This window comes from Bradyrhizobium sp. CCBAU 65884 (assembly GCF_028128835.1).
In the GTDB taxonomy this organism is placed as follows: Bacteria; Pseudomonadota; Alphaproteobacteria; order Rhizobiales; family Xanthobacteraceae; genus Bradyrhizobium; species Bradyrhizobium ottawaense.
Genome location: NZ_LBJU01000098.1, coordinates 55,078 through 72,771, shown reverse-complemented (window position 1 = coordinate 72,771; position 17,694 = coordinate 55,078). Strand labels below are relative to the sequence as shown.

General features: G+C 64.4%; 16 protein-coding genes. 7 read left to right on the top strand and 9 right to left on the bottom strand.

Features of this window, described 5'->3' with window-relative positions:
* Positions 1-3: 3 nt before the first annotated feature.
* The 4 genes from fabA to XI03_RS09260 form a co-directional block, all read right to left on the bottom strand.
* Complete coding sequence (gene fabA / locus XI03_RS09275) at positions 4-534, bottom strand: bifunctional 3-hydroxydecanoyl-ACP dehydratase/trans-2-decenoyl-ACP isomerase (protein ID WP_028144819.1); 531 nt, start codon at positions 532-534, stop codon at positions 4-6.
* Positions 535-631: 97 nt separating this feature from the next.
* A complete protein-coding gene (locus tag XI03_RS09270) occupies positions 632-1,699 on the bottom strand; it encodes a GGDEF domain-containing protein (RefSeq protein ID WP_028144818.1) in 1,068 nt (355 codons plus the stop codon).
* A gap of 165 nt (positions 1,700-1,864) precedes the next feature.
* Positions 1,865-3,400: a DEAD/DEAH box helicase gene (locus XI03_RS09265; protein WP_038970207.1), complete on the bottom strand. Its 1,536-nt coding sequence runs from the start codon at positions 3,398-3,400 to the stop codon at positions 1,865-1,867.
* A gap of 299 nt (positions 3,401-3,699) precedes the next feature.
* Positions 3,700-4,662 carry a helix-turn-helix domain-containing protein gene (locus XI03_RS09260; RefSeq protein WP_271591933.1) on the bottom strand — a complete coding sequence of 321 codons (963 nt, stop codon included), beginning with the start codon at positions 4,660-4,662 and terminating at the stop codon, positions 3,700-3,702.
* 199 nt (positions 4,663-4,861) lie between these two features.
* On the opposite strand from XI03_RS09260, the gene XI03_RS09255 reads away from it, so the two are divergent.
* From XI03_RS09255 to XI03_RS09240, 4 genes are all read left to right on the top strand, one after another.
* Entirely contained in the window at positions 4,862-6,376 is a 1,515-nt protein-coding gene (locus XI03_RS09255) for a caspase family protein (protein WP_038946661.1), read from the top strand.
* Between the two features lie 29 nt (positions 6,377-6,405).
* Complete coding sequence (locus XI03_RS09250) at positions 6,406-6,666, top strand: hypothetical protein (protein ID WP_271591932.1); 261 nt, start codon at positions 6,406-6,408, stop codon at positions 6,664-6,666.
* A gap of 962 nt (positions 6,667-7,628) precedes the next feature.
* Positions 7,629-8,870 carry an FAD-dependent oxidoreductase gene (locus tag XI03_RS09245; protein ID WP_271591931.1) on the top strand — a complete coding sequence of 414 codons (1,242 nt, stop codon included), beginning with the start codon at positions 7,629-7,631 and terminating at the stop codon, positions 8,868-8,870.
* 180 nt (positions 8,871-9,050) lie between these two features.
* The gene (locus tag XI03_RS09240; RefSeq protein ID WP_271591930.1) at positions 9,051-9,815 is read left to right on the top strand and encodes an outer membrane protein; all 765 of its coding nucleotides are present in this window, start codon (positions 9,051-9,053) and stop codon (positions 9,813-9,815) included.
* A 115-nt stretch (positions 9,816-9,930) separates the two neighbouring features.
* Here the strand turns inward: XI03_RS09240 and XI03_RS09235 are convergent, their stop codons facing one another.
* From XI03_RS09235 to parE, 4 genes are all read right to left on the bottom strand, one after another.
* Entirely contained in the window at positions 9,931-10,701 is a 771-nt protein-coding gene (locus tag XI03_RS09235; RefSeq protein ID WP_028144811.1) for an SDR family NAD(P)-dependent oxidoreductase, read from the bottom strand.
* Between the two features lie 21 nt (positions 10,702-10,722).
* Positions 10,723-10,908, bottom strand: a complete 186-nt coding sequence (locus XI03_RS09230) for a hypothetical protein (protein ID WP_028144810.1) — start codon at positions 10,906-10,908, stop codon at positions 10,723-10,725.
* 320 nt (positions 10,909-11,228) lie between these two features.
* Positions 11,229-12,011 carry an outer membrane protein gene (locus tag XI03_RS09225; RefSeq protein WP_018323049.1) on the bottom strand — a complete coding sequence of 261 codons (783 nt, stop codon included), beginning with the start codon at positions 12,009-12,011 and terminating at the stop codon, positions 11,229-11,231.
* A gap of 427 nt (positions 12,012-12,438) precedes the next feature.
* Positions 12,439-14,484 (bottom strand): DNA topoisomerase IV subunit B, encoded by a 2,046-nt coding sequence (gene parE / locus XI03_RS09220; protein WP_028144809.1) that lies wholly within the window; start codon positions 14,482-14,484, stop codon positions 12,439-12,441.
* A 273-nt stretch (positions 14,485-14,757) separates the two neighbouring features.
* Between parE and XI03_RS09215 the strand changes: the two genes are divergently transcribed.
* The 3 genes from XI03_RS09215 to argC all read left to right on the top strand — a co-directional run bounded on the left by XI03_RS09215 (position 14,758) and on the right by argC (position 17,156).
* Positions 14,758-15,288, top strand: coding sequence for a DedA family protein (locus XI03_RS09215; RefSeq protein ID WP_038946665.1), 531 nt, complete (start codon positions 14,758-14,760; stop codon positions 15,286-15,288).
* 225 nt (positions 15,289-15,513) lie between these two features.
* Positions 15,514-16,179: an FMN-binding negative transcriptional regulator gene (locus XI03_RS09210; RefSeq protein ID WP_271591929.1), complete on the top strand. Its 666-nt coding sequence runs from the start codon at positions 15,514-15,516 to the stop codon at positions 16,177-16,179.
* On the top strand, positions 16,176-17,156 hold the full coding sequence (gene argC / locus XI03_RS09205; RefSeq protein WP_038946668.1) for an N-acetyl-gamma-glutamyl-phosphate reductase: 981 nt from the start codon (positions 16,176-16,178) through the stop codon (positions 17,154-17,156). The genes XI03_RS09210 and argC overlap by 4 nt, the downstream gene beginning before the upstream one ends.
* Before the next feature lie 130 nt (positions 17,157-17,286).
* Here the strand turns inward: argC and XI03_RS09200 are convergent, their stop codons facing one another.
* On the bottom strand, positions 17,287-17,685 hold the full coding sequence (locus XI03_RS09200) for an MAPEG family protein (RefSeq protein WP_038970211.1): 399 nt from the start codon (positions 17,683-17,685) through the stop codon (positions 17,287-17,289).
* Positions 17,686-17,694: the final 9 nt, after the last annotated feature.

Below are 17,694 nucleotides of genomic sequence, written 5' to 3'. Positions count from 1 at the left end.
ATCTCAGTCTGTAGCCTTAGTCAGACCAACTCGCATATCCTTCGCCACAAAGATCGATATGCCATCTGCCAGCACGCGGCCATCGGCAATTCCGAGCACCAGCTTGCCGCGGCGGACCATCCGCATGGCGACTTCGTAGCGCACGCGTCGCGTCTCCGGAGTGATGGTGCCCGTGCACTCGACTTCGCCGACGCCGATGGCGCGGCCCTTGCCCGGTGAGCCCGACCAGCCGAGCCAGTAGCCGACCATCTGCCACATCGCATCCAGGCCCAGGCTTCCCGGCATCATCGCATCACCTCGATAGTGACAATCGAAGAACCAGTGGTCCGGCACGATATCGAGCTCGCCGACGATATGGCCCTTGCCGAATTCGCCGCCGTCCAGGCTGATTTCCGTGATGCGGTCCATCATCAGCATCGGCGGGGCCGGCAGTTGCGCATTGCCCGGCCCGAAATAGCCGCCGTCGCTCGATTTCAGCAGTTCGTCCCTGGTGTAGGACGGTTGCGGCGTGTGAAAATCATGGGGATTAGGCACGACGACAAGTCCTCAACGCTCGCGGTCTGGGGGCGCAGAAGATGTCGGTCGTCACGTTGGAATGTCAAGCACAGCCGTTCGGCATGCCGCGATCGCGTCACGCCACCCGGCTGTGGGTCTCGACCGCGTATTCCGGATCGGCTTCGCAGATCACGCGGTTGCGGCCGTTACGCTTGGCGGCATAGAGGCAGGCATCCGCACGCTCGATCAGCGCGTCGGTGTCGTCGCCCTGCTTGAGCATGGAGACTCCGACGGAGATGGTGACGCGGCCGAGGATCTCGCCGGTGGACTTCTTCTTCAATTCCTTCGCCATCACTGCGCGGCGGATGTGGTCGGCCACCGTGAGGGCCTGACGCAGTGCGGTGTTGGGGAGCACGACCGCGAATTCCTCGCCGCCATAACGCGCGGTGATGTCCTGGCCCTTGATGGTCTGCTTCAGCGACAGGCCGACGAGCCGCAGCACCTGATCGCCGGTGAGATGGCCGTAGGAATCGTTGAACGACTTGAAATGATCGATGTCGAACAGCAGCAGCGACAGCGGCTCGCCCGAGGCGAGGGCGCTCTGCACCGCCATGTCGATCATGCGGTCGAAATATTTGCGGTTGCCAAGGCCCGTGAGCGGATCGGTCAGGCTCTCGGCGCGGATCGCCTCCAGGCTCTGCTGGAGATTGCTGATCTCGTTCTTCGACAGCGTCAGCCGGTCTTCCAGCGTCTTGTTGGTTTCGCGCATCTCGCTGGTCGAACGGAGCAGCGTCTCGACGATCGCCTTGATCTGCTCGCGGTTCTTGGCCGACGCCAGTTTCTCTGTGGCCCCCGACAGGCTGGCATCGTAGGAGCCGGTCATGCCGAGTGCATCGCTCAAGACCTTCATCACGTCGTCGATCTCGCCGATGACGCGCGCGCCGACCTTGTCGATGCGGTCGGTGGTCTTGATGTGGGAGAGATAGGTCTCGTAGATCTGCTCGAGATCGGCTTCAGTCAGCTTGCCGCTGCGCGCCAGCGTCTCATTGACGATCTTGTTGAGCGGCGCGTTGTAGCCGGTGGCGTAGACGTACCAAATCTCATAGTTGCGGGGAATTGCCGTCTGCCGCAGCGATCGGATCTGCCCGAGCGCTACCTCGGCGAACGCCATCGTGCGTTCGTGTTCGTCGAGAACCTTGACCACGGAACATACCCCACAGCGGTCGGTGCGCCGTCGACCGCAGCAATGCTTAAATTATGTTCGTAGGCTAACGGACGATCGTGAACACCCCGTAAATATACGTTCACGAATGCATCTAAAAAATTGTGCGGCGGCTTTGCTCAACCGAAACCTGGGGCGCCTCGCGCCTCAGGCCCCGGCGGGGGAGGAGCGAACCGGCCGCAGCAGAAACGCCGGCAGATGCGAGTGATCGCCCGGCTCGCTGTCGGCCTCGCGCTGGCGGCGGGGCTCGGGACGGCCGATCGACGGCACGTGCGAATTATTGGCCTGCTGGCGCGCGTCGTGACGCGGCTCCGCCCTGCGCTTGTCGTCGGAACGATGCCTTGCTTCGGCGGGCTGTCTTGCCTCCGAAGAACTCTTTGCTTCAGAAGAATGTTTGGCCTCGGAAGCATGTCTTGCCTCGCCACGGGGCTCGCGCGGCTCGTGGCTGCGCTCACGGTCGCGGCCGCGCTGCGGCTTGCCGCGTCCGCCGCGTGAACGTTCGCGGCCACGCGACTCGCGCGGACGCTCGGTCCCATCGGAGGCTTCGGCGTGGATTTCAAAGTCGCCTTCGGCGCGCGGAATGCTCTGGCCGATCAGCTTCTCGATTGCCACCATCGACTTCTGGTCGAGCGGCGTCACGATCGAGATCGCGGTGCCGGTGCGACCGGCGCGGCCGGTGCGGCCGACGCGGTGGACGTAGTCATCGGGATGGTGGGGAACGTCGAAATTGAAGACGTGGCTGACCTCGGGAATGTCGAGGCCGCGGGCGGCGACATCCGAGGCGACGAGGAGCGGTAGCTCTCCCTTGCGGAACTGTTCGAGCGCCGCCATGCGGGCCGGCTGGTCCATGTCGCCGTGCAGTGCGCCGACGCTGAAACCATGCTTCTGGAGCGATTTGTGAACGATGGCGACTTCGCGCTTGCGATTGCAGAAGATGATCGCGTTCTTGAGATCCTTGGCTTCGCGCAGCAGGCGGCGAAGCAGTTCGCGCTTCTCGTGCGCCTCGCGCCCGGCTGGCACCTGGGATTGCGTCACGGTCACGGCAGTGGTGGCAGGCTTGGACACTTCGACCTTCTGCGGATTGTGCAGGAAGGCTTCGGTGATGCGCCGGATTTCCGGCGGCATGGTCGCGGTAAAGAACAGGGTCTGTCGCGTGAACGGGACGAGCTTGCAGACGCGTTCGATGTCGGGGATGAAGCCCATGTCCAGCATGCGATCGGCTTCGTCGATGACGAGCAGCTCGACCCCGGTGAGGAGTAGACCGCCGCGCTCGGTATGGTCGAGCAGGCGGCCGGGGGTGGCGATCAGCACGTCGACGCCGCGCGTCAGCTTGGCATCCTGGTCGCCGAAGGAAACGCCGCCGATCAGAAGCGCGACGTTGAGTTTCTGGCCGGCGCCGTAGCGGTCGAAGTTTTCCTTGACCTGGGCCGCGAGCTCGCGGGTCGGCTCGAGGATCAGCGTGCGCGGCATGCGCGCCCGCGCCCGACCCTTTTCGAGGATGGTGAGCATCGGCAGCACGAACGCCGCGGTCTTGCCGGTGCCGGTCTGGGCGATGCCGAGCACGTCCTTGCGTGCGAGGACGTGGGGGATCGCCTGTTCCTGAATGGGGGTGGGGGTGGTGTAACCGGTGGCCGCCACTGCGGCGAGGACTTTTTCGGACAGTCCGAGATCTGAAAAGGACATTGAGCCTCTGGTCGAAACCGCCGTTCGGAATCGAGGGTAATAAGGCTGTCGCGTTCCACCCCGAAACGGCGCGCTCTCAAAGAAGCTGGGGGTGCTGACTCACGCGAACAAAGCGCCAGGCTCAGGAATCGGTCTTCGATCTGAGCCGCGTCGCCCCGGAACATAGGCGGGAATCGGCCAAAGTCAATGGAGCGGGCGCGGGAAGGTCCTAAAAAACCTGAGGTTTTTACCAAATAGCGGGTGCGACTGGGGTTTTTCCGCCCAACCCCGCGCTCCGGCCTGAGCCGCCAAAACGGCGGCTAACGCCTATCCGAGCCCTGCGCCCGGAAGTCACCCGGGGCCATGCCATAAGCGGCATTGAAGACCCGGTAGTAGGTTGCCAGGCTCTCGAAGCCGCAGGAGGTCGCGATGTCGGCGATCAGCCGCTCGGGCGCCTCACGCATCAGGCGGCGGCTCTGTTTCAGGCGTTCGTCCGTCACGGTCTGTGAGAAGCTCTTCGCCGCGGTCTCGAACAGCATGTGCAGGTGGCGCACGGACACGCCGAGCTCGTCGGCCACCATCGTCGGTGCCAGATCCGGGTTTTGCAGGTGGCCCGCGATCAGGCGCCGGGCCCGCGAGAGGCGGGCGGTCCGCAGCGCGGCCTGTCCGCGCCGGCTGCCGGGCCTGACGATGCCGCGCTCGATCAGCGCCAGATGGGCCAAAGCCTGGACGAGAGAGGTCGCATCGCTGTCGCCCTGATCCGTTGAGGCTTCGCCAAGCTCGGCAAAGCAGGCCCCGAGCAGGGGCGCCAGGGTGGGGTCGCCGAACGTCCGGGGCGAAAGCTCGCGCATGCGCTTGTCCTGCGCCGGGATGGTGCTGACCGGAATCTTCAGGATCCGCAGGTGGAAGCCCCCGGCGCCGAGCGGCGCCGTGCGGTAGGGCAGGTCGGTATGGCTGGTGGCGAAACTGCCGGGGGCGATCGCGAAGTCGTTTCCGCGCATGCCGCCGAACCAGCCGCCGCTGCCGAGCTGCTGGTAGACGCAGATGCTATCGCCGGGTGCGTAGGCGATATCGGAGGTGCTGCGCTCGACCGCATATTGCGAGGCCTTCAGCTCGACGAGGCCGGCGCCGCCAAGCTGGCGCAGCGAGAACTCGCCGAAGAAGTCCGCGCGCCGTTCGCGCGCGAGTTCGGCAGTGACACCGAACAATCCCTTGGAGCGCACCTCGCGCCAATAGTCGAAGCGATCGTGCGGCTCGACCTCGTCGGTACACCAGCGATACACGGCAGCCCTCACTTGCAGCGCAATTGCCCTAGAAAGAGCAGATTCCACGGGAATCTGCCATAGCCAGATCATGGAACCGCGGCCCAGGTTCCTTGAACCACGGTTACGTCTGGGCCGACTATCACACAGCGGCAGGGGGTCCAATGAACTGCTGTTCGAGGGAAGCGGCTTGGCGCCGTTCTGCAACGGGAATCTTGCGATGACGCGTCGGCTTTTCAGAATTCTGGCGGCCCTTGGCCTGGCGGCGGGCCTGAGCGGCTTCGCAGCTCCCGCCCATGCCGAGAAGCGTGTCGCGCTCGTCGTCGGCAACAACGACTACAGGAACGTCCCGAAGCTGCTCAAGGCGGTCAACGACGCCCGCACCATGGGCGACACGCTGAAGCAGCTCGGCTTCTCGGTGATGATCGCCGAGAACCAGAGCCGGCAGCAATTCTCCGAGACCCTGCTCGCCTTCGACAAGGCGATCGAGCCGGGCGATACCGCGTTCTTCTTCTACGCCGGCCACGGCTTCGAGATCGCAGGCCAGAACTACCTGCTGCCGACGGACGTGCCGGCGGCGACCGAAGGGCAGGAAGAGCTGGTGCGTGACGCCTCGATCCTGGCCGACCGCATCGTCGAGCGCCTCCAGAACAAGAAGGCGCGGACCTCGATCCTGGTGTTCGACGCTTGCCGCAACAACCCGTTCGAGCGCAAGGGTACCCGCGCGGTGGCCGGTGGTGGCGGGCTTGCTCCGATGGTGCAACTGCCCGAAGGTGTGTTCTCGGTGTTTTCGGCAGGTCCCCGCCAGACCGCGCTCGACCGCCTCTCCAACGACGACGCCAATCCCAATTCGGTGTTCACGCGCACCTTCGCCAAGGAGCTGCTTCAGCCCGGCGAGAACCTCGTGCAGGTGGCGCAGCGCACCCGCCGTGCCGTCAGCGAGATGGCCGATACCGTCAAGCACAGGCAGGTGCCGGTCTATTTCGACCAGATGGTCGACGACGTCTTCCTCAGCGGCATGGCGAAGGATGCCGTCGCGCGGCCGGCTGATCCGCCACCGCAGAAGCTCGCGGCGCTACCGCCGGTGTCGGTGCCGCAACTGCCGAAGGAGGAGACCCTCAACGCGCCGATCGCGAGCTTCTCGCGGCACAATGGCGGCTGGAGCGTGGTGTTCTCGTTCGCCGACCCGACGCTCGGCATTTCCTGGCGCATGGCCGGAAAGGGCGATTTCCGCGAGACCGGCTTCATCGACACGCTCGATCCGCGCACGCGCAAGCGGATGCCGAACCCGTCGATCGAATTGCCGCCGGATGCTGCGGCCGGCACCATCGAGGTCCGCTATGTCGATCAGTCCGGCGACATGCAGGGGCCGTTCCCGATCCGGTTCGATCCCGAGGCCGCGCTGATCCGCGACCAGCGCAAGATCCTCGACATGACATCGACGAGCTGGCTGTCGTTCCGCGAGTTCAACGGGCTGCTGGTCTACTACACGCACCTCGTGTCCTATCGCTGCGCCATCCGCGAGGTGCGCATCGGCATCGACACTGCCGTGCCCAACCAGGTTCTGAAGATGCCTGCTTGCGACATGCGCGACCCCAGTGCGATCACTGCGGGCATGCCGCTCTACATGAAGCTCGCACCGAGCACACAGTCCGTCTCCGTAGAGCTGACCTATCGCGACGGCAGCGTCTCGGAGATCAAGAGTTTCCGCAGCGCGAACCGCAGCAATAATTGAGAGCGTGTCGATCGGGCGGGCGTGGCGGGATGGACGAACTTAAATCGGACAAGTCAACGGTGGAAATGTTAGAGCCGGGGATGACAAAATTCATCCTCGTCGCGCTCCTCACGACGCTTCCGGTTCTGGCGCAAACTACTCCTATCCCCACGCCGCCACTGACCGACCGGGAACGCGTCCAAGCGGACCGTGCGAAGGCCGCCGAGGATGAAAAGGTAGCTCCGATGACGCGTCCCTGGGACCGCGACGCCGACGGCAAGCGCCCATGGGAACGGAAGTCGAAGCCTTGAGGTAGCGGGCGCCCTGTTCGCCGCAGGCGAAGGAACAACTCCTTGGTCACCTGGATTGTCCACCAAACCAGGGAGACGATCCATGATCCGCAAGTCCATCCTCGTAGCTTTCGCATGCGCTGCACTTTCGACGTCCGCTTTTGCCCAGGGAGGCGGGGGAGGCGGCGGTGGTGCGGGCAGCGGTGGTGCGGGCGGCGCCAGCGCGGGTGCCGCTGCCGGTACGGGGACCGGCGGCGCCGGCGCGGGATCCGCGGCCAGCTCGGGTGCCGGAGTAGGCACGTCATCCAGCAGCGCCAATTCAGGGCCGTCGGCTCCTTCAGGAATGGGGACGCATGGCACCACCACCGGGGCCAACGTCAACACCAACAGAGGTCAGAACAATCCGAACGTTCAGTCGCCGACTGCGAACGGCACGTCGCCGACAACGGCGCAAGCCGAGCGGAACGCTGGTGTTGGTCACGCGCCGAACGGATTGCCGATCGGCACTCCGGGCTCCGGGACCAGCAATGAAGATCAGAAATAGTCTGGCTCTGCTGCATGAGGCCCGCGCAGCGCGGGCCTTTCTCGTTGCCTCGCAAGTGGCCGACCGGCTGCTCTGACGAGAAAGGCTGAGCCGGGCGCGGCCGTCGCCGCAGGCAAAGCTAGACCTTCGGCTCGCTCTCTTCCGCATTGCCGCTTCGCCGCGTGCGCAGATAGACGAGCGCGATGTTGATGGCCAGCCAGGCTGCCACGCCTGCAAGCAACCATGCCACGTTGAACGTTCCCGCTGATGCCGTTTGGGTCGTATTCCCCATAACAACGGGGCCCTTGGTTTATTCCGGGGCCGCGAGGGCCGGCGTGATCCGAAGCTGCCAGCCGTCCTTGCCGAGACCCGTCCAGATTGAGGCTGCGATCGACCTGAACCGGCGTTACAATCGTCCAGCATATCTTGATCGATACTCGCATCGCGGATCGCGGCTGCAATGACCTCCGACCAACAACCGAACCGGACGAAAAGAGTCCGTTGCTGCATCGTCGGCGGTGGGCCGGCCGGCATGATGCTCGGCTATCTTCTGGGGCGGGCCGGCATCGAGGTCGTGGTGCTGGAGAAGCATGCGGATTTCTTCCGCGACTTCCGCGGCGACACCGTGCATCCCTCGACGCTCGAGGTCATGGACGAGCTCGGCCTGATCGACGGCTTCCTGAAGCTGCCGCATCAGCGCCTGCAGAAGATGGACGGCCTGTTCGGCGGTACGCCGGTGCGCATCGCCGATCTCCGCCGGCTCCACACCAAATACCCCTTCATCGCCTTCATGCCGCAATGGGATTTTTTGAATTTCCTGCGCGAGGCCGGCCGGCGCTTTGCCTCACTCGAGGTGATGATGAGCACTGAGGCGGTCGATCTGATCCGCCGCGGCGAGAAGATCGCGGGGGTGCGGGCGAAAACGCCTGACGGCGTCGTCGACATCGAAGCCGATCTCACCATCGCCTGCGACGGCCGGCATTCGACGGTGCGCGAGCGCGCCGGCCTTGGTGTCGAGGAGATCGGCGCGCCGATGGACGTGCTGTGGTTCCGCGCCGGCCGCAAGGCCGACCAGACGGAAAGCGTGTTCGCGCGCGTCGAGCCCGGCAGGATGATGATCACGTTCGATCGCGGCGACTATTGGCAGTGCGCCTATGTCATCGCCAAGGGACAGCACGAAGCGGTGAAGGCGAGGGGACTGCAGGCACTGCTCGACGACGTCGTGCGCATGGCCCCGATCCTCAGGTCGGGCATCGCCGACGTGAAGAGCTTTGACGACGTCAAGCTGCTGACCGTCGCGATCAACCGCCTGATGCGCTGGACGCGGCCGGGTCTGCTTTGCATCGGCGATGCCGCGCATGCGATGTCTCCGGTCGGCGGCGTCGGCGTCAATCTCGCCGTGCAGGACGCAGTCGCGACCGCCAATCTGCTGGCGGACAAGATGCAGCACGGCTGCCCTTCCGAAAACGATCTCGATGCCGTGCGCCGTCGCCGCGAGTTCCCGGTGAAGATGACCCAGCGCATGCAGGTGATCGTGCAGAACAAGATCATCAGCGGTGCCTTGCAGGAGCGCGATCGGCCGCTCAAAGTGCCGCTGATCGTGCGCCTCATCACCGCGCTGCCATGGCTGCAGGGCATTCCGGCGCGCCTGCTTGCGCTCGGCGTGCGGCCCGAGCACGTGCATTCGAGAGCGGCCTCGTAGCGCAGGAATTCGGTAGGGATAATGTCGCGTTAAGTCGCGCGTGCGGCGTTGCCGGCGAGCAACAGCGCCGACGGATCTGCGGACCAGCGCGTGCCCATGCGCCGCGTTAACTCTGTTGATTCGAATTTTAGTAACACCCGTCTGTGACCGTGCGTCCATCAAAGGACACGGGGTTGTACCATGCGTAACAAATTGATTGCCGCCTTCGCCTGCACGACCGCTCTGGTTTCGGCGGGCGCGGCCTCCGCCGCCGATCTCGGTGCGCGCTACACCAAGGCGCCCGCCTATGCGGAGCCGCTGTTCAACTGGACCGGCTTCTATGTCGGCGGTCACATCGGCGGTGCATGGACCAACCAGCAGTTCATCAACAACGGGACCGGTGCGCCGTTCGGCGATCTCATCCCGGGCGAGGGCTATCGTCAGCGCAGCGCAGGCATCATGGGCGGCGCCCAGATCGGCTACAACTGGCAAGCCAACAACTACGTGTTCGGCATGGAAGGCACGATCTCCGGCCTCGACAACAAGGGCTCGTTCACGAACACCGCGTTCGGTGCGGGCGACGACGTGTTCTCCTGGCGCACCAACGTGCTCGCGACCGTGGTCGGCCGCGCCGGCTTCGCCGTGCAGAACAACCTCTTCTACGTCAAGGGCGGCTATGCCGGCGCGAACAACCGTCTGTCGGTCAGCGACACCGTCGGTGTGTCGGGCTCGGGCGGACAGACCCACTGGGCCAACGGCTGGACCGTCGGCGCCGGCTGGGAATATGGCGTCACCCGCAACTGGATCGTCGGCCTCGAATACAATTACGCGGCCTTCGGCAGCCAGACCTATCAGCTCGGCGGCACGTCGGGGAATTACACCTTCGATGCCAAGCCGCGCGACATCCAGTGGGCCGTCGTGCGCGCGAGCTACAAGTTCGACGCACCTGTCATTGCCCGTTACTGAGCACGTCGACGACGCAACGCGACCAACGATCAAAAAAAGCACTGCCTAAATTCAAAAGCCCCGGATTTGTCCGGGGCTTCTTTTTTGCGTTGTTGAATGGCCGACAGGCCCGGCCTCAGGCCATCACCGAGAAACCGCCATCGACGGGGATCGCGGTGCCCGTGACGAAGTTCGACGCGGACGATGCCAGGAACACGGCGATGCCGGCGAAATCGTCGATATCGCCCCAGCGCCCCGCAGGCGTGCGCGCCAGCACCCGCTCGTGCAATCCTGACACCTGCTGCCGCGCGCCGCGGGTGAGGTCGGTGTCGATCCAGCCCGGCAGGATCGCATTGACCTGGATGTTGTCGGGCGCCCAGGCATTGGCGCAGGCACGCGTATACTGCACGATGCCGCCCTTGCTTGCCGCGTAGGCGGTGGCGAAGCTCGCACCGAAGATCGACATCATCGAGCCGATGTTGATCACCTTGCCGTTGCCTGACGCCTTCAAGGCCGGATAAGCAAGCTTCGAGCACAGGAAGGCGCTGGTGAGGTTGGTGTCGATCACCTTGTTCCACTCGTCGAGCTCGAGCTCGTGCGGCGGCTTGCGGATGCTCATTCCGGCATTGTTGACGAGGATGTCGATGCGGCCGAGATCCTTCACCACGCGCGCGATCATGGCTTCGATGGCGGCCCTATCGGTGACATCGGTCGCAATCGCGATCGCCTTGACGCCGCGCTGCCTGAGATCTTCGACGGCTGCTTTGGACTTGGCCTCGTTGCGTCCGACCACGGCGATGTCGGCGCCGGCATCGGCAAGGCCGCGCGCCATGCCGAGCCCGATGCCGCCATTGCCTCCTGTTACGACCGCGACCTTGCCGCGGAGCTCGAACCGGCTGGATGTCATGCTTGTATTCCCTGGTTTCTTTTATTGGTTGCTCTGCCAGATCAGCACCAGCCCGAAGCCGGCCATGGCGGCGCCATAGCCGGCCCAATGCAGCTGGTTGACCATGAAGCTCGATCGCGGCCAGGGCACCGTACCCGTGCCCTGTCCGATCCAGAGCAGCCCGACGGCGAGGGCAAACAGGCCTGCTACAAGCAGAAATCTGCGCATGCATTCCTCCCCGTCGGTCCGCTTCCGTCGCGACCCGCGGCATCAATCGCCACGGTCAGGAGAGCTTGGGCCCACAGTAGCCGTAGCTTTGGTCCGGATACAATGGCGCCGCCGGCAGAAGCCAACGCGGCGAAGCCCAGCGCATGTCGCGATGCGGGGGGCAGGCGGTCACCAACGTTATGTGAGTGATCGAAGCTCAGCTCGCCGCTGCGTACGACGCTGAAGTCGAGCTTTGGTCGCCGACTGACCATAACGAAAAAGCCCCGGCGATGCCGGGGCTTTGACGTCTGAACTTGCGTTCGGATCAGTACTTGGTCGGATCAGTACTTCGCGACGACCGGACCGGTCCAGTTGAAGCGATAGACCAGCGAGGTCGAGATCGTCTGGTTCCAGCTGTTGGCGCGGATGTCGCGGCCGACCAGCGCATTGGTACCGTCGAACAGCTCGTTCGAGGTCTTGGCGTTGTAGAAGGCCGAACGATACTCGGTCTTCATGAACCAGCCGGGCGAAGAGACGCCGAAGATGTTCAGGCTGTTCTCGACGCCGCCGCCGACGAACCAGCCGTTGCGGTTGTAGCTGTTGAGGTGGATGCCGGCGGGAGTGCCGCCCAGCGTCGTGAAGTTGGTCTGGCCGAAGTGGGCGCCCGAGTAACCACCGTTGACGTAGGAGAGAACGTTCGGGGCGACCAGCCAGCCGAGGCGCACGCCCGCGGCCCAGGAGGTTTCCAGCTTCTGGTTGCCGGTGATGCCGACGATCGGATCCTGGATGGTGGCGCGGATGCTGCCGAACTGGCCGTCAGCGAACACACCGGCGACCCAGGTGCCGCTGAACTGCCAGTCGTAACCGGCGCCGACGGTGCCGAACCAACCGGAGCCGCCCTGACGCTGGTCGATCGTCAGCGGAACCGCACCAACAGTGGTCTGGACGTGCTGGTCGGCATTGGAGAGGCCGCCGCCGCCGCCGCCGAACACGTAGAAGCCGGTCCAGTTGGCGACGGGCGCCGGCATCGGGGCCTTCACGTAGGGACGGGCACCGAGATCGGCCGCTGAGGCCGAACCGGTCATCGCGGCAACCGCGGTCAGAGCGAGCAAAACCTTCTTCATGTTAAAATCCCCAACCTTGGTCTGTGTAGCAGCGCGAGCGCACTGAAGTTCGTGTCATCTGATGCTCGGACTATAGACGTTTCCTGCCGGAATGCTGTTGCCGGGCAGGCACAGTTGCCGGAAAACGCCGATACGCGGGTATTTCCGCCGCGGCTGTCAAGATCTGTAATAGTTACATAAATTCAAAGCCTTACCGAGATTTTTGGAATTCAACCTTGGGTAAGGTTTCGTTAGCAAATCCGGCCTTGTCCGAAATGGAGGCAGTCGTGCCTCCGCCTGAGCGCCGTGAGTCGTTGGCCGAGTCGCAACGACGATTCCGGGAATCGCTCAAGGCCATACGGACCGCAGCGACGTCATCGCCCCCGCAAAGCAAAAGAGCCCCGGCTTTTCGCCGGGGCTCTTGACGGAGCGCTACAGGGCCGAGGGCTCAAACGTCCAGCAGCTCCTCGCTGGCGAACTCGGCCTTGTCCGAGATGAAGGCGAAGCGCGCCTCGGCCTTGGTGCCCATCAGCCGTTCCACCGAATCCGCCGTGGTGTCGCGATCGTCGGCGAGCAGCACCACCTTGAGCAGCGTGCGCTTCCTCGGATCCATGGTGGTCTCCTTGAGCTGCGCCGGCATCATCTCGCCGAGGCCTTTGAAGCGGTTCACCTCGACCTTGGCGTTGGCGTTGAACGCGCTTTTGATCAACTCTTCCTTGTGCTTGTCGTCGCGCGCGTAAACCGACTTGGTGCCGTGCGTGAGCTTGTAGAGCGGCGGCACGGCCAGGAAGAGGTGACCCTCGTCGATCAGCCGCGGCATCTGCCGGTAGAAGAATGTGATCAGCAGCGAAGCGATGTGCGCGCCGTCGACGTCGGCGTCGGTCATGATGATGATGCGCTGATAGCGCAGATCCTCTTCTCGGTATTGCAGGAGCTGGCCGCAGCCGATCGCCTGCACGAGGTCGGAGAGCTGGGCATTGGCCGTCAGCTTGTCCTTGCCGGCGGAGGCGACGTTGAGGATCTTGCCGCGCAGCGGCAGCACGGCCTGGGTCTTGCGGTCACGCGCCTGCTTGGCGCTGCCGCCGGCCGAGTCGCCTTCGACGATGAAGAGCTCGGAGCCTTCGGTGCCGGCGTCGGTGCAGTCGGCGAGCTTGCCGGGTAGCCGCAGCTTCTTGCCGGCGGTTTTCCGCGCGGTCTCTTTCTCCTGCCGCCGCCGCAGCCGCTCCTCGGCGCGGTCGATAACGAAATCGAGCAGCCTGTTGGCCATGTTCGGATTGCCCGACAGCCAGTGATCGAACGGATCCTTCATCGCCTGTTCGACGATGCGCTGCGCTTCCGCGGTGGCGAGACGATCCTTGGTCTGGCCCTGGAATTCGGGCTCGCGCACGAACACGGAAAGCATGACGGCGGCACCGACCATCACGTCTTCCGACGTAATGGACGAGGCGCGCTTGCCCTGTCCGACGCGCTCGGCGTGATCCTTCAGGCCGCGCAGCAGCGCGCTGCGCAGGCCGGATTCGTGCGTGCCGCCATCGGGTGTCGGGACGGTGTTGGTGTAGGAAGAGAGGAAGCCGTCGGCATCCGCGGTCCAGGCCACCGCCCATTCGCAGGCGCCATGCGCGCCGTTGCGGCCCGACTTGCCGGAGAAGATATCCGGGTGGACCAGCGTGTCGGCGTGAATTGCTGCCGCCAGATAATCCTTGAGGCCGCCGGGGAAGTGGAATGTCGCTTCGGCCGGTACATCCTCGACGCCTTTGAGCAGTTCGGGCGCGCAATTCCAGCGGATCTCGACGCCGCCGAACAGATACGCCTTCGAGCGCGTCATCTTGAACAGGCGCTGCGGCTTGAACGCAGCCTTGGCGCCGAAGATGTCGGTATCGGGCTTGAAGCGGACGCGCGTGCCGCGGCGGTTGTTGATCTTGCCGAGATCCTCGAGCTTGCCCTTGGGGTGTCCGCGCTCGAAGGTCATGCGGTAGAGCTTCTGGCTGCGCGCGACCTCGACCTCGAGCAGCGAGGAGAGGGCGTTCACCACGGAGATGCCGACGCCGTGCAAGCCGCCGGAGGTCTCGTAGACCTTGCTGTCGAACTTGCCGCCCGAATGCAGCGTGCACATGATGACTTCGAGCGCCGATTTCTTCGGAAATTTTGGATGCGGGTCGATCGGGATGCCGCGGCCGTTGTCCGTGACGGTCAGGAAGCCGTCCGCGGAGAGCTCGACGCCGATGAAGGTCGCATGTCCCGCCAGCGCCTCGTCCATCGAGTTGTCGATGACCTCGGCGAACAGATGATGCAGCGCCTTCTCGTCGGTGCCGCCGATATACATGCCGGGACGGCGCCGCACCGGTTCCAGGCCTTCGAGCACCTCGATGTCGGCTGCGGTGTAGTCGGCTTCGCCGCCGGTTCCGCGCGAAGCCGCCTTGGCAGGCGTGCGCGGCTTTGGCTCATCGCCGCCGAAAAAGTCGTCTTTTGCTTTGGGTTTCAACTGTTTGGACATATATCTTGATACGCTTTGAGGGCCGCATAAGCGGCGAATCGGTTAGGCCGACTATGCCACTTCTGACTTGGAAAGGTTACCGCGGGGCGGGCCGGGCGGTTTGGTTGGGAGCCAATCCCGGCGATTTTACGCCGCAGGCCCTGCAATTCCCGGCAATTTGACCGGACCGTCGGCGCCGAGCGAGTTTTGTGACTTGATGTCACACAAGCCCTTGGCTTACCAGTCTTTTTCATCGAGCAGCACCTTGAGACGGGGCGGGAAGGCTTTTTTTAGATGGAGCAATTTGCGCACGCCTTGGCCGATTTCGTGCGCGTTCACCAGGCCTGGGCGGCTCCGATCGTGTTCCTGCTCGCCTTCGGGGAATCGCTCGCCTTCATCTCGCTGCTGGTCCCGGCCTGGGGCGCGCTGGTCGCGATCGGTGCGCTGATCGGGGCGAGCGGCATCAGCTTCTACCCGGTCTGGATCGCCGGCGGCCTCGGCGCGGCGCTCGGCGATTGGGTCTCGTACTGGTTCGGCTACCGCTACAAGGAGAAGGTCGCCCAGATGTGGCCGCTCTCGCGCTATCCGGAGCTCCTGCCCAGGGGCGAGGCTTTCGTGCGCAGCTGGGGCATCCCCAGCATCTTCATCGGCCGCTTCTTCGGGCCCTTGCGCGCCTCGGTGCCGCTTGCGGCCGGCATCTTCGAGATGCCTTATTGGAGCTTCCAGGCCGCCAATTTCGTCTCGGCCCTGATCTGGTCCGCCGTGCTCCTGATGTTCGGCGACGTGCTCGCGAAGATCATGGAATGGATCTGGCGGGTGATCTGACGCCGAAACCTTGACGGAAACCCGATCTGGCCTTATAGCCGCGCGCCATGATCAACGCCGCGACCATCCTGTTCGCTCGTCGCCGCCGCCGCTCTTCAGCGGTTTGGGCGGTCGATCGCGTTTGAGATCATCGTCTTTGCCGCTGGATCCGATCCGCGGCATTCTCTCTCCTGTCAGCGCGATCTGATCCGGCGGCCCCCCAAGGAGGCCCAGCAGGAGACCACGATGTACACGCCACCCTTTTTCAAGCAGGACCGCGCCGCAAGCCTGAAGTTCGCCGAAGAGCGCGGCTTCGGCACCATGTGCGCCTTTGACGGCAAGAAACCGGTCGCTTCCCCGCTGCCGTTCTATTTGACCTATGCGGCCGATGGCACGCCGCAGGCCGCCTTTCATGTCGCCCGTCACAATCCGCTGCTAAAGCTTGCGGACGGCGCAGCGTCCTGGCTGCTCGCGGTCAATGGCCCCGATGCCTATGTATCGCCGGACTGGTACGTCTCGCCGGACCAGGTGCCGACCTGGCTCTACCAGTCGGTGCATCTGAGCGGGCCGGTGCGGATGTTGTCTGACGACGAGCTGGCGGTGCAGATCGACACGCTCAGCGACAAGTTCGAGAACTGGCTGCGGCCGAAGAAGCCGTGGACATCGGACAAGATGACGGCCGGACGGCTCGAGGCCATGAAGAAGGCGATCGTGGGTCTGGTGATGACGGTTGAGGAGGTCGAAGGCAGCTTCAAGCTCAACCAGCACAAGTCCGACGCCGACTACACGGCGATCGCCAATGCGCTCGGCGCCGGCGATGCCGACGCCAAGCAGATCTCACTTTTGATGCGGCAGGCCAGGCCGCAGGTTTTTGCAGACGACACGAACATGCTCGAAGGGAGCGCACCATGAGCCTCGCTGACATCAAACAGGCCCCGAAGGGCGCTGCCACCAAACCCGCAACCGTCTTCGTCGACGGCGGCTCCGGCACCACCGGGCTCGGCATCAACGAGCGGCTGAAGCTGCAGAACGACGTCGTCGTGAGGACGATCGCCGACGACAAGCGCAAGGACCCCGCGGCCAAGAAGGCGCTGATGGAGGAGGTGGATCTCGTCATCCTCTGCCTGCCCGACGATGCCGCCAAGGAAACGGTTGCGCTGGTCGACAGCATGGGCGCTTCGGGCCCGAAGGTGCTGGACGCCTCGACCGCCTACCGGGTCGCGCCCGATTGGGCCTACGGCTTTCCGGAGCTGACGGCTGACCAGGCCGGCAAGATCAAGGCGGCGAAGAAGGTCTCCAATCCCGGTTGCTATCCGACCGGCGCGATTGCGCTGCTGCGGCCGATCGTCGATGCCGGTCTGTTGCCGCCCGATTATCCCGTCACCGTCAACGCGGTGAGCGGCTATTCCGGCGGCGGCAAGTCGATGATCGCGAGCTTCGAGGACGGCAGCGCGCCATCCTTCGAGCTCTACGGCCTCGGCTTCGAGCACAAGCATCTGCCGGAAATGCAGCTCTATTCGAACCTGACGCGGCGGCCGATCTTCATTCCGTCGGTGGGCAACTATCGGCAGGGCATGCTGGTCTCGGTGCCTCTGCAGCTCGACACGCTGCCCGGCAAGCCCGGCGGTACCGATCTGCAGGCTGCGCTCGCCAAGCGCTACGTCGGCTCGAAATACGTCAAGGTGATGCCGCTCCAGAACGAGGCGGCCAAAGGCGGCCGGATCGAGCCGGAGGCGCTTAACGAGACCAACATGCTCGAGCTCTACGTCTTCGCCAGCGACAAATATCACCAGGCGGTGCTGGTCGCCCGGCTCGACAATCTCGGCAAGGGCGCCTCGGGCGCCGCCGTGCAGAACATGCGGCTGATGCTGGGATTGCCGGAGGAGTAGGGCAGTCTCGCGCCCCGGACGCAGCGCAGCGCTCCTTCAGCGGTGCGCTGCAGAGCCGGGGCCCATGTTTTCTGTTTCGTTTGCGGCGTTCTGGGTCCCGGCTCGCGCTTCGCGCGTCCGGGACACGAAATCAAACCACCTTGAAGATCGCCAGCGCCAGCACGGCCTGGGCGAGGAAGCCGACGGTGAAGGCCAGGGTGCGGAACACGGGAATCCCGAGCGCATAGACGATTAGGTGCGCCACGCGCGACCAGAAATAGACGGCGCAGGCGAGCACGGTCCATTTCGAGGAATAGTCGATCGCGTTGAGGATCAGCACCAGCGGCGCAAAGAGCACGAGGTTCTCGACCGCGTTGTCATGCGCGAACATCAGGCGGTTCGCCCATTCCGCCTGCGGCTTGTCGCCGCGCGAGGGGTTGGCCATGGCGCCGCTGAGGCCGCGGACCTGGCAGCGGTTGATGGTGTAGGGGATCCAGAGGATCCCGGTCAGGATCACGGTCAGTGTCAGCCAGAACAATTCGCGCGTCATGGTCGGGTC